14 protein-coding genes and 1 pseudogene are annotated in these 11,714 nt (G+C 61.3%); 9 read left to right on the top strand and 6 right to left on the bottom strand.

Annotated features, from left to right (window positions below; translation table 11 throughout):
* Positions 1-229 precede the first annotated feature (229 nt).
* The 3 genes and pseudogenes from NB231_RS12150 to NB231_RS20460 all read right to left on the bottom strand — a co-directional run bounded on the left by NB231_RS12150 (position 230) and on the right by NB231_RS20460 (position 2,713).
* Positions 230-418 carry a hypothetical protein gene (locus tag NB231_RS12150; protein WP_005003257.1) on the bottom strand — a complete coding sequence of 63 codons (189 nt, stop codon included), beginning with the start codon at positions 416-418 and terminating at the stop codon, positions 230-232.
* A 90-nt stretch (positions 419-508) separates the two neighbouring features.
* Positions 509-676, bottom strand: a complete 168-nt coding sequence (locus NB231_RS18690) for a hypothetical protein (RefSeq protein ID WP_156777001.1) — start codon at positions 674-676, stop codon at positions 509-511.
* A gap of 199 nt (positions 677-875) precedes the next feature.
* Positions 876-2,713, bottom strand: a pseudogene (locus NB231_RS20460) (IS1634 family transposase).
* A 596-nt stretch (positions 2,714-3,309) separates the two neighbouring features.
* Between NB231_RS20460 and NB231_RS12140 the strand changes: the two are divergent.
* Positions 3,310-3,501: a hypothetical protein gene (locus NB231_RS12140; RefSeq protein ID WP_156777000.1), complete on the top strand. Its 192-nt coding sequence runs from the start codon at positions 3,310-3,312 to the stop codon at positions 3,499-3,501.
* Positions 3,502-3,684: 183 nt separating this feature from the next.
* Here the strand turns inward: NB231_RS12140 and NB231_RS12135 are convergent, their stop codons facing one another.
* On the bottom strand, positions 3,685-4,023 hold the full coding sequence (locus NB231_RS12135; RefSeq protein ID WP_005003254.1) for an ArsC family reductase: 339 nt from the start codon (positions 4,021-4,023) through the stop codon (positions 3,685-3,687).
* A 454-nt stretch (positions 4,024-4,477) separates the two neighbouring features.
* On the opposite strand from NB231_RS12135, the gene NB231_RS20065 reads away from it, so the two are divergent.
* From NB231_RS20065 to vapC, 8 genes are all read left to right on the top strand, one after another.
* Positions 4,478-4,609, top strand: a complete 132-nt coding sequence (locus NB231_RS20065; RefSeq protein WP_269593424.1) for a hypothetical protein — start codon at positions 4,478-4,480, stop codon at positions 4,607-4,609.
* A gap of 3 nt (positions 4,610-4,612) precedes the next feature.
* On the top strand, positions 4,613-6,322 hold the full coding sequence (gene leuA / locus NB231_RS12130) for a 2-isopropylmalate synthase (RefSeq protein WP_005003253.1): 1,710 nt from the start codon (positions 4,613-4,615) through the stop codon (positions 6,320-6,322).
* Between the two features lie 78 nt (positions 6,323-6,400).
* Positions 6,401-8,200 carry an ABC transporter transmembrane domain-containing protein gene (locus NB231_RS12125; protein ID WP_084766327.1) on the top strand — a complete coding sequence of 600 codons (1,800 nt, stop codon included), beginning with the start codon at positions 6,401-6,403 and terminating at the stop codon, positions 8,198-8,200.
* 409 nt (positions 8,201-8,609) lie between these two features.
* A complete protein-coding gene (locus tag NB231_RS12120; protein ID WP_050756103.1) occupies positions 8,610-9,326 on the top strand; it encodes a DUF2490 domain-containing protein in 717 nt (238 codons plus the stop codon).
* Between the two features lie 79 nt (positions 9,327-9,405).
* On the top strand, positions 9,406-9,633 hold the full coding sequence (locus NB231_RS12115) for a type II toxin-antitoxin system Phd/YefM family antitoxin (protein ID WP_005003248.1): 228 nt from the start codon (positions 9,406-9,408) through the stop codon (positions 9,631-9,633).
* Entirely contained in the window at positions 9,630-10,016 is a 387-nt protein-coding gene (locus NB231_RS12110) for a type II toxin-antitoxin system VapC family toxin (RefSeq protein ID WP_005003246.1), read from the top strand. The genes NB231_RS12115 and NB231_RS12110 overlap by 4 nt, the downstream gene beginning before the upstream one ends.
* A 93-nt stretch (positions 10,017-10,109) precedes the next feature.
* Complete coding sequence (locus NB231_RS12105) at positions 10,110-10,304, top strand: type II toxin-antitoxin system VapB family antitoxin (RefSeq protein ID WP_005003245.1); 195 nt, start codon at positions 10,110-10,112, stop codon at positions 10,302-10,304.
* Positions 10,301-10,702, top strand: a complete 402-nt coding sequence (gene vapC, locus NB231_RS12100) for a type II toxin-antitoxin system VapC family toxin (RefSeq protein ID WP_005003243.1) — start codon at positions 10,301-10,303, stop codon at positions 10,700-10,702. The genes NB231_RS12105 and vapC overlap by 4 nt, the downstream gene beginning before the upstream one ends.
* Positions 10,703-10,827: 125 nt before the next feature.
* On the opposite strand, the gene NB231_RS12095 is transcribed toward vapC, so the two are convergent.
* Positions 10,828-11,196 (bottom strand): PIN domain-containing protein, encoded by a 369-nt coding sequence (locus tag NB231_RS12095; RefSeq protein ID WP_040662319.1) that lies wholly within the window; start codon positions 11,194-11,196, stop codon positions 10,828-10,830.
* Complete coding sequence (locus tag NB231_RS12090; RefSeq protein WP_005003242.1) at positions 11,165-11,392, bottom strand: AbrB/MazE/SpoVT family DNA-binding domain-containing protein; 228 nt, start codon at positions 11,390-11,392, stop codon at positions 11,165-11,167. The genes NB231_RS12095 and NB231_RS12090 overlap by 32 nt, the downstream gene beginning before the upstream one ends.
* Positions 11,393-11,714: the final 322 nt, after the last annotated feature.

Below are 11,714 nucleotides of genomic sequence, written 5' to 3'. Positions count from 1 at the left end.
CGCCGTCCACCGCTCACCGTAGTACAACCGCCCATGACTGCCCTTGCTGCGCATCTTCACGAAGCACACCCCCACGCCGCGCGGCTTCCCCAGTTCCTGCACTCGCTTGCTGAAGTTCGCTCCATTCACAGGGAGTGAATCGTACACTTATGTTCGAATATCAATCCAAGTGCATAGGCAGTTTCCCCGGTTCCCCGGGCTTCCTCAGCAAACCGACACGGCTCGTTCCTTACCGCGTCCTATGATCGGCTGTGGGTTTCGGCATGAGAGGGATCGCCTGCTCCTCGACCAGACACTTTAGATCCTCGCGCTCGGCCTCGTTGCGGTCCTCCGGCCCGCGATAGAGCGCGCTTTTGCCCGCGCCCGCATAGAGCCCCACCAGCTTTTCCGGAAACAGAGTTGCCAGCTTCCGCGCCACCCAGGCGACGGTATCGTAGTAATGGCCAAACAGAAGTTCCTGGAATGGCTGATGTCTATCTGATGGACAGTATTAGATTATTTGCGGATCTCAAGTGCGCGGCACTGGGAACATTCGGATCAGCTTCAGGGCGCGTGCCTGTAGTGGGTTGGGTTCGGTGTCTTGGACGATGGTGGGGCTATCGGGATCGGATACTGCTCTGGGCGCCTCCCGAGCCTCGCCGGCTATATTGATTACGGACCCGGCCCCTTTGCCCATCAAATACCCTCGTTGCGAATTCGATTGGCGATGATCTCGGCTTTTTGGGCTTCTTCCGGGCGTCGGGCGCGAAGCTGCCCGACAACGCCCTTGGCCCAAGTTTAACGTCCCCAAAAATAACTTCCCGATACTCAGAGAGTTAAGATCGGCCGCGGCGGCGAGTGGCACTACATTACGTTCATTTTATAAATCAGCGGGCTCACACGATTGTTTTCTGCACGCCGCCCGGGGCGGGATCGGCCCCGAGGGCCTGATAGATTCGCGCCTGATCGGGCTCGGCGCGGGTGGCCTTGCGCACGTGCAGGGTGCGGCCATCGCCGCGGTTGAACGTGGCGGTGACCCGGCACTGGCCGGCGAGGGTATCGCGTAGCGTGCTCCAACGCTCGCAGATGCCGTGGGCGGCGAGGCGGTGGCGGATGAGCTGGACGAACTGATAGGCGAGCACGGTGATGAACAGGTGCCCCTCGGCGCGCTCTTCCTTGTGATGGAAGATCGGGCGCAGGCCGAGCTCCGATTTCAGGCTTCGGAAGACCGCCTCAAGGTCGGTGAGCATGATGTAGGTGCGCCACATTGTCTTCTCGTCCCAGCCGGTCTCGTTGCTGCGCAGGCAATAGACGCCCGGCTCGGTGACCAGAGAGCCTTTCACGGGCAGGCGCTGCCAGTGGATCGCACGGGCGCGCTCGCCGCTGTCACCGGCGATCACTTCAATGTGGTAGTGCTGGCCGAGGCCGCGGCTTTTCTCCTTGAGCCGCCCGATGCGCTCCCAGAGCTTGTCGATGCGCTTGGTGGTGCCCCGCCGGCTGAGTCCGGTCGCAAGCTTGTCGAGCCCAGCCTCGAAGCGGTCCATCAGGCGTCCGGCGATCGCTTGCTCCTTGCGCACGCGGCCCTCGGAGCGACAATACAGGCGCACCTCCTGGCCATCGGCCGAGGGCACTTTGAGTAGCTCCACGGCCTGCCCGCCGGCGTTGTCGAGGGTGATGGCCTCTTTAAAATCGACCGCGCGGCGGCGCTCGCGGCTGACCACCAGATAGCGGTAGCCCTGCTCGGCCAGCCAGGCGAGGTTGGCCTCGGTGGCCACCCCGCGGTCCATGACCACAAGCGCGCCGGCGGGCGCCGCGAGGCCGGTGAGCATCCCCTGGAGGGTCTGCGCCTCGGCCGCATTGCCAGCGAAGACCCGCGAGCGGCGCACAAAGCCGCAGCATCGAGCACCAGCGCCAGGGTGAGCAGCGGGCAGTCGCTGCGCCGCTCCTTGGAGTGGCCGTGGCGCGCGGCCGGATTGACCGGTGCCTCGCCCTCGAAGTAAGTGTTGGTCAGATCGTAGAGCGTGATTGTCGGGGCGAGCGCGAACAGATCGCTCACCCGGGCGAACAGATGCCCTTCGAGGGCCGCGCGGTGGCGCAGCAGGATATCGGAGGTACGGTAGAGCTGCATCGGGCTCATCGCCTCGAAGTCCACCTCCAGCAGCTCGCCGAGGCCGCTGCGCCGGGCGAGCCACTGATACGTCGCCCGCTCCGAGCCCGGGGCGGCCATGCGGGCAACGATCAGCCCCAGCGCCGCCGCACGTTGCGGGCCGGTCAGCCCCAGCGCTTGGAGCTGCTCCTCCAAGCCCGCCTGGCGCAGCGCCCACAGGGCGAGCTGCTCGACGCCCACCGAGCGCGGGCGCACCAGTGAGAGCGAGTCCACGTCCACCGACTGCACGTCACCCCCACCGCCGGGTACACCGCCAGCATCGGCCGGTGCCGGCGTACCGCCCTGCTCGGCGAGCAGCCGCGCCGCAATACGCTCGGCCTGGCGCTCGACGGCGAGCGGGAGGCCCTTCCCCTCCTCGTCGAACAGCGCCGCCTGGCCGCTGAGCCGTTGCTCGATGCGCGCACACAACGCCGACCAGTGTGCCTGCGCCACTGGGAAGTGCCGCCCCAGGTTCAACAGGGTGCGCTGGCGGACCTTACCGGCGCGCTGCTCGGAGCGCACCAGACGATACGTGACATACGACTCGCCGGTGGCCGTGCTGCGGGTCTGGGTGCGGCGGATGAACATGCCCGCGAGGCTAGCGTGGGCGGGCGCTCCGCACAAGGGATAACAACAAATATTATGGCACTACATCCAGCGCGCCACCCTCGCCACTATACGAATCAATAACTTCTCTTCGCATACACGCCCAAATCAGCCCGAAATCAGGCAGAGAGCGTTAAAGATGGGTTGGGGTCTTTGTCGTTCAGCAGCTCCCGAATGGCTATTAGCAGCTCGCCGAGCAAGATGCCGCCGATCTCACCGCTCGCACGCTCGCGGGGGCTCGAAATCCTTCGCTCCCTTGAGGCCGCGCCGCATTCGGCTTTAACGAGGCCATTAAGGGCGGATAATCGACGTGAATGGCCTGAGTTGTGGGTAACGATGTGGGGTCGGGAGGAACATAAAATGAGGGAAAAGCAAATGATGAGTGAATCGGGCCGGCATGTGTTTCGCTTATTTTTCTGCCACTTGCGCATGATAACTGGATGAATTGCAAAAATTGGCCCGTTATTTGCATTAACAATAATGAGACGATGGAGACTGAATGCTCAAACACCGGCGCAAGTCTATCGTTCGTTCTCTTAACCGACTCCATTCAAAATCGGATACTTGGGAGCACTACCATGCCCAGAATCGTAATTCGAGACCTTCACCAGGATAAGACCCTCGAACGCAAGGCGAGGGCGGCCATCGTCGGCGGCGCTCGGAGCGTTCGAGGCGTCATCGGCACCGTCGACGGCGGCCCGAGGCGGGTCGTAGTAACGGACTGGCAGATGTTCATTTTTGGTATGAAAGGCAAAGTGACATACAAGTAAACATCCCGAATGGTGCAACGACCGTCCTTGGCGTTAAGCCGGGGACGGTCGTTGCACGCGATTGTCCGGCAAACGCACGTCGGCCCCAGTAGCCGCACTGAGCCCAAAAAAGCGCCGAGCGCAACTCGGCGATCCCAATCCCAAGCGCGGGAGGGGTCAAGGAGGACTAGGAGAACCCTCTTTTCAAAGCAGGCTCTGGTAGTCTGCTTCGCGGAAGCCCACCAACACGCGCTCGCCGGCCTCGAGCACTGGACGCTTGATAAGTGCAGGATAGCGAGCCATAAGAGCGATAGCGACGGCGGAATCGATCGCCTGGTTGGTATCCGGTAACTGGCGCCAAGTGGTGCTGCGACGATTGAGCAGGACTTCCCAACCGACCTGCTCAGCCCAGACACGAAGCTTCGCCTCGGTCACACCCTCGCTGCGTACATCGCGAAAGCGGTAATCGGTGGCGTTGGCGTCCAACCACCGGCGCGCCTTACGACAGGCATCGCAGTTCTTGAGACCATATAGGGTAAGCATCTGCAACCTTCTCTATCAGGCGCCGCTTTACGAGCGCCCCCCTCTAGACGGATTGTGCTTCACAGACCAAAGTCTTGCCCTCGGCATCACCCTAGACAGCCCTTCCGAGCCTGTCAGCCGAAAGACGTAACACCATTCCTCTTTCAACCGCCCCACCCCTTCCTTCCCGGCGCGGTTCTAATGTCAGTTGAGATCATATATGCGAGACAGGGTTTTGTATAAACCCGTAAATCGGACGCAGAGGATGGATTGACTTTCATGCGTTCGGCGCGTTAACTGAAAGCATGTCTGGTGCAAAGCCCTATAATCATTTTCTTTTTCCTTTCCGCCTGCGGTCGCTTCCGCAGGAGTTGCTGCGCCTTGCGCGCAGCTAACCTCACCCCCCTTTAAACCGCTTTCCCATTGAACCCGCCTCACGAGGCGGAAGCCGTATTCGTTTTGAGGAGCGAGCACCATGCCCCTCCATACACATCACCACGAGAGCCGCCGACTGCCGAGCGGTCGCCGGGCCACGCGCCGGTGGCAGCCCGGTGGCCACGACATCGCCACGTATCTGCATCCCCAACCCAAGTGCCTGGAGAGATAAGCGATGTTGAGCGATCCGTCGAAGAAATACCGTCCATACCGTCCCATCCGGCTTACTGACCGTACCTGGCCGGATGTCGAAATCACCCGCCCGCCGGTGTGGATGAGCACCGATCTGCGCGACGGCAATCAGGCCCTGTTCGAGCCCATGAGCGTCGCGACCAAGCTCGAGATGTTCGACATGCTCCTCGCCGTGGGTTTCAAAGAGATCGAGGTGGGTTTTCCTTCCGCCTCGCAGACCGACTACACTGTGGTGCGGCGTCTGATCGAAGAAGAGCGCATCCCGGAGGACGTGCGCATCGAGGTGATCACCCAGGCCCGCGATCACCTGATCGAACAGACCATGGCCTCGCTGCGCGGCGCAAAACGCGCCATCGTCCATCTCTACAACGCCACCTCCCCGGTGTTCCGGAAGACGGTTTTCCGGCTCGACCGCGCCGGCGTGCGTGCGGTGGCGGTCCACGGCGCGAAGCTCATCAAACGGCTCGCCGCTGCGCAACCGCAAACGGAATGGACGTTCCAGTACAGCCCGGAGACCTTCTCGGCGACGGAACTCGACTTCGCCAAGGAGGTGGTCGATGCGGTGACGGCCGTCTGGGAGGCCACACCGGAGCACCCGGTCATCGTCAACCTGCCAGCGACGGTGGAGATGTCTACCCCCAACGTGTTCGCCGATCAGATCGAATGGATGCATCGCCACCTGGCACGGCGTGACGGCATCGTGCTCAGCGTGCATCCGCACAACGACCGGGGCAGCGCCGTGGCGGCGGCCGAGTTCGCGGTGATGGCCGGCGCCGAGCGCGTGGAAGGCTGTCTATTCGGCAATGGCGAGCGAACCGGCAACGTAGATTTGGTGACCCTCGCCCTCAACCTCTATACTCAGGGTGTGCACCCCAGGCTCGACTTCTCGCGCATCAACGATGTGGCACGCACCGTGGAGCAGTGCACTCGGCTTCCCATCCACCCGCGACACCCGTACGCGGGCGACTTAGTGTTCACCGCCTTCTCAGGTTCACATCAGGACGCAATCAAGAAGGGCTTTACGGCGCGCAACAGCGACGAGCCCTGGGCGGTGCCGTACCTGCCCATCGACCCCGAGGACCTCGGCCGCAGCTACGAGTCGGTGATCCGAGTCAACAGCCAATCGGGCAAGGGCGGGGTCGCCTACCTGCTCGAGCGCGAGTACGGGCTGGTCATGCCGCGACGCATGCAGGTGGAGTTCAGCCGCGTGGTGCAGCAGGCCGCCGACACGTCCGGCAAGGAAATCCGCGCCGACGAGATGTGGGCGATCTTCCGCCGCGAGTACCTGGAGCCCGTCGAACCGATCGACTACGTCGGCCAATCGCTGTTCGACGCCGACGGCCGCCAGGGCATCCGCCTCAGGGTACGCAAGCAGGGCCACGACAAGGTTCTCACCGGCATGGGCAACGGCCCCATCGACGCACTGCTCGCCGCCCTCGCCGCGGATGTGCGGGTGCAACACTACAAGGAACACTCCATAGGCCGAGGATCCGACGCCCAGGCGGTGTGCTTCGTGGAACTCGCCTGCGACGGCGTGGCCGGTGATGTATTCGGCGTCGGGATCGACGGCAACATCGTTAGCGCCTCGGTCAAAGCCGTGATCAGCGGCATCAATCGCATCTGGGCACGGCTACCGTCGATCGAGCAAACGGCGCTGCTGCAACGAGAGCAGGCCGGCCGATACTATGCGTAATGCGCTGCAAGGCTACCGCCCGCTCCCCCGCTCATGGGGAAGCGGGCAAGGTTAAGCGTACGCTTGGGATTCGTGCCGATGCCGCGCCAGCCTTACCTTCGCGACCGCCCCAGTGGTCAGAGATTCTCTGGACTCCAGCCTATACTGTGCTATTTGGCACCCTACCGCTGGCGCGTGGCTGCAGCAGCGCTGGCGCTAGTGGTCGCCGCCATCAGCGTGCTCGCCATCGGCCAGGGCCTGCGGCTGATCGTGGATCACGGCTTTCTCGCCGACGACGCCGAACGACTCGACCGCCTGTTGCTGCTCACCCTGGCGCTCATCACCGTAATGACGGTGGCCTCGGCGATACGCCATTACCTAGTGTCGTGGATCGGCGAGCGAGTAGCAGCGGACCTGCGCGGGGCAGTGTTCGATCATGTGGTGTCCCTGGAACCGGCCTTCTTCGAGGTCAACGGCGTGGGCGAGATCCAATCACGTATCACCACGGACACCACATTACTGCAGACCATCCTCGGCTCCTCCTTCTCCATCGCCCTGCGCAATACACTACTGCTGGCGGGTGCCCTGATCATGTTGTTCGTCACCAGTCCCAAGCTCACCTCGCTGGTGCTCCTCGGCCTGCCGCTGGTGCTGGTGCCCATCCTAATTTTCGGTCGCCGCGTGCGCCGGCTCTCGCGAGCGAGTCAGGATCGGGTGGCAGACGTCGGCAGCTACGCCGGCGAGACACTGCACGCCATTCGCACGGTGCAGGCCTTCGGACATGAGACGGAGGACCGCCGGCGCTTCCGCGAACGCGTCGAAGCCGCCTTCGCCACTGCGGCAGCCCGTATCCGCCAGCGGAGCTGGTTGCTGAGCGTGGCGATGCTGCTGGCATTCGCCGCCGTCGGCGTCATCCTCTGGCAGGGCGGTCACGACGTGCTGGCGGGGCGGATGAGCGTCGGTGAGCTCTCGGCGTTCGTCTTCTACGCGGTGCTTGCGGCTGGCGCCGTGGGCGCCATCTCCGAGGTCGCCGGCGATCTGCTGCGCGCCGCCGGTGCTACCGAGCGATTGCTGGAGCTCTTGGCTACCCGCTCCGTAATCGCCGTCCCGCTCCATCCAAGCCCACTGCCCGAACCGCCCCGCGGCGAACTCGCGCTCGAGAATGTACGTTTCTGTTACCCGGCACGGCCCGAACAGTTGGCGCTGGATGCGATCTCGCTGCACGTGGCGCCAGGGGAGCGGCTCGCCCTGGTCGGCCCGTCCGGCGGCGGCAAGAGCACCCTACTGGCGCTGATCCTACGCTTCTATGATCCACAGGCCGGCCGCGTGCGTTTCGACGGCGTCGACCTGCGCAAAGTGGACCCGGCCGCGCTGCGCCGGCGCATTGCACTCGTATCCCAGGAGCCCGTGCTGTTCACCGGCGACGCCTGGGAAAACATCCGCTACAGCCGGCCGGAGGCCGACAACGAGGCCGTGCGCGCCGCCGCTGCGGCGGCGCACTGTACGGAGTTTTTGGAGCGGCTACCGCAGGGTTTCGCCACGCCGCTGGGGCCGGGCGGCATGCAACTCTCCGGCGGTCAGCGCCAGCGTATCGCCATCGCTCGCGCCATCCTGCGCAACCCCGCTCTGCTGCTATTGGACGAAGCCACCAGCAGCTTGGATGCCGAGAGCGAACGACGCGTGCAGAAAGCACTGGAGCGGCTGATGAGCGATCGCACCAGCATCGTCATCGCCCACCGGTTGGCCACCGTCAGCGCGGCCGACCGCATCGTGGTGCTGGACCGAGGCCACATCCATGCCATCGGTACCCATCATGAGCTGCTATCTCGCAGTAAACTCTACGCGCGGCTGGCGGCGCTGCAGTTCGATCCACCACGCACCATGGCGACCTCTCGCTGAGCAGGAGCCCGCAATCGACTTTTTCGGCCTTTACGCACCTCGCTCTCGACCTGCCACGTATTCGCCACCCTCGTAATTCAAAAGAATCGAAGCAACACCGCGGCCCCATCGGCAGCGTGGCAGCTGTTGCTGGAACGATTCCGGGGTATCCTCCCCTCTTGCTTTATTGCAAGGGATATTTGAGCATCCTCGGTCATCGTCGATAACAACAATCATCTTACGAATTAGCTACTAAAACGTTATGTCAACCCTTGGAGCAGCCTGTCGGAAGCGGGTAGACAATCTCGGCCGAAAGCTAGAAAAACTAATTAAATACAGCGTATATTTTCCTTAAATAAAATTTAATTATATTCAACAAGTTATGAATTTATCTTAAATTAAGAGGAGTCGTTCAATAAAAAGTAGAACGATAAACATCCAATTTTCTCTCGCCCTTATCCTTCTTCTGGCGGCTCATCAAGCCCTGGGCCGTACCGACGATGTCTTCGGTACCTGGACCTCCCTGACTCTTCAGGGTGATTTCAGCTTCATCTCCCCCGAGGCGCAAGATTTCCGCTGGATGTTCATCGATCAGGCCCGGACCCGAGGCGATCGGGATCTGCGCGACCCGAACGATAATGGATTGCGGTTTTCAGAGAATCTGATCTGGGTGCAAGGCGGCTACAATCTTTCGGAACATGCCAGCATCTGGTTGGGCTATACCCACGATTGGATAAGACCGCTGAATGGGGACAACTTTCAAGAAAGCCGTCCTCACGAAGATTTCCTGTGGGTCAAGCCGTTCGGTGCGCTCAGCGTCACGCTACGCAGCCGTCTGGAGGAGCGCATCGCCCTCAATGGCGGAGCCGTCGGGGTCCGGATACGTCAATTTGCCATGCTCAAACACCCGCTTCCGTACTTCGAGCGTTTGAGCTGGTATGCCGGGGACGAGGTGCTTGCTTATTTGACCGAAAATGATTTTGGACCGGAAGGGTTTAGCGAGAACCGTGCTTTCGGTGGTCTGATGGCGCAGCTAAGCCCATACACGGGCCTCATGCTGGGCTATATGGGCCAATTCATCAACAATGAGGGTAGTAACAACCTATTTACCCATAACCTGCAATTCGACATCAACTACAAATTTTAGCGTTGCGATTGGCAGCCGTAGTCGAGCGCACTTGAGCATGATAGACTTAGTCATATGACTAGACTAGATTAGAGGTGCTATGAAACGCATCGTTAACGTGCACGAGGCCAAAACACATTTATCGCGGTTGCTCGACGAGGCTCACGCCGGCACCGAGATCATCCTGGCCAAAGCCGGCAAACCCTATGCGCGACTGGTGCCGCTGGAAAAGCCCAAGCGCAAGCTGGGCTTCATCGAGGGACATCTTGATGAGGAGTTTTTCGATCCACTGCCAGAAACCGAGCTGAATGCCTGGGAAGGCCAATGAAACTGCTGCTCGACACCCACGTTTTCCTATGGGCGCTTATGGCTCCCGAAAATTTGTCCCCAAGCGTGTACGCTTTGCTTGAAGACGATGACACCGGCGTATTCGTAAGCGCTGCCTCCGCTTGGGAGATATCCACAAAATACCGCCTTGGCAAACTGCCCGGCGCAGCGCGTGTCGTGGCCGATTACTCCATGGCCATCAGTGGACTGCAGGCCGAACCGCTTCCCATCACCACCTCTCACGCGCTCAAGGCAGGCCTGTGGAGCGCGCCCCACCGCGACCCGTTCGACCGCATGCTGGCCGCGCAAGCAGCGATCGAATCACTACCGCTGGCCACAACCGACCGAGCGATGCGGCAATTCGGGGTACAGCTGCTGTGGTGAGGCGCCACCACAGCTCGCCGCAGTGACAGTGCAAGCGCAGCACGTACGGTCTCATGCTATGATGTGTATAGATTTGTTGAGTGATACACCATTATGCGCACAAACATCGTGATTGACGACAAACTGATGGAGCGCGCGCTTCGGTTGACGGGTCTTAAGACCAAGCGCGAGGTCGTTGAGCTTGCATTGCAAACCTTGTTGCGGCTTCGTCAGCAAGAGCAGGTCAAACAGTTCCGGGGTAAGTTGAACTGGCAGGGTGATCTTGAGACCATGCGGAACGACGTGTGATCCTAGTCGATTCGAGTGTATGGATCGACTACTTTCGTGGCAGTTCGACGCCCGAGGCCGATAGATTGGACGCCTTGCTAGGCGCCGAGCCGCTGCTGGTCGGCGACCTGATTCTTGCCGAGGTGCTGCAAGGGTTCACCACAGACAGGGACTTCAATCAGGCCCGCAGGCTCATGGCCTCATTCCAGATTATCGATCTTGTTGGGCAGGGCATCGCGATTCAGGCCGCCAGACATTTCCGGATGCTACGGCAATGCGGCGTGACGATACGCAAGACCGTCGACACGCTTATCGCAACGCGTTGCATCCAGGACGATTTCGCTCTGTTGTATAGTGACCGGGATTTCGATCCATTCGTGGCACACATTGGATTGCGATCCGCCTTACATGAACGCTGAAACAGACGCCAATCCGACAGCAGGCCACGGCAGCCCCATTGAATCCGCCGGCGCCGCGTAACCCCGTAGGGCGCAATAGCGAAGCGTATTGCGCCGCACCCTCTAACCAGCCTGCCACTGCGCCTTTACCGCCTGCATACCAAAGCCCTGGCGCTGACCGAGCTCGAAGAAGTAGCCCTCGTTTCAACGGCGCCATCCCAAACGGCAAGAACAATCACAACACACGTCGAGCATCCTTGAGCAGCAATAGCAGCTGCCCCTCCCGTATGAGCGAAGGCAGCGAGTTCGTGCACAAGCTCTTTTTCCTGCAATCCGCGTTCGGCCAGCTTGGCGCCCACTTCGGACCAATTCACCGCGCTCACTTTCCCGTCCGGATGGGCAAGATAGTCGATGACGCTGTCAGACCCAGGCTCGTCGAAAACCACGGCCAGGAGCGTGGAGGCGTCATAAACGACAGTGCTCTCATTCCTCGGCCGATACCGCACGGCGTTCACGCAGCAACTCATCGACCGCGGGGTTCTTCGGGTCACGCAGACCAGCGAGCCGCTTCTGCATGCGACGAATTGCGCTTACCCGGCGGATCACGCGCACTTCACCGTCCACGACCGACAGCGTCAGCGCTTCGCCGGCTCTCAGTCCCAATTCGTTGCGGATCGCCGCCGGTATGAGGAAGCGGCCTTCTTTGCTCAAGTTAACAGTAACTTAGACATATCATATAGCGAACAAACGACTATTTTTAGTATTTCGTTAAGTGTGACCTGACCTGTCAAATCGTGCTGTTACTCCACCATACCTCGCCTTACCCGGCTCCCGCCCGTACAACCGGTTGAGCGTGTCGCGGTTAATCCGGGGAAGGGGGCTGGTGTCTCCAAACACAGCTTTCCGGCGATTGGCGGCCGAGGTGGTGACATTCTGCCCAAAGGCGTTGGCAGACCATGGCCGCGCATCCAGACCTCCCGTAGCTCACCGCGACCACCGCTGGCCGCCCGTCCATCCGCCCTGTGAGTTTTCC

This window comes from Nitrococcus mobilis Nb-231 (assembly GCF_000153205.1).
Taxonomy (GTDB): Bacteria; Pseudomonadota; Gammaproteobacteria; order Nitrococcales; family Nitrococcaceae; genus Nitrococcus; species Nitrococcus mobilis.
This window is presented reverse-complemented; position numbering and strand designations above follow the sequence as displayed.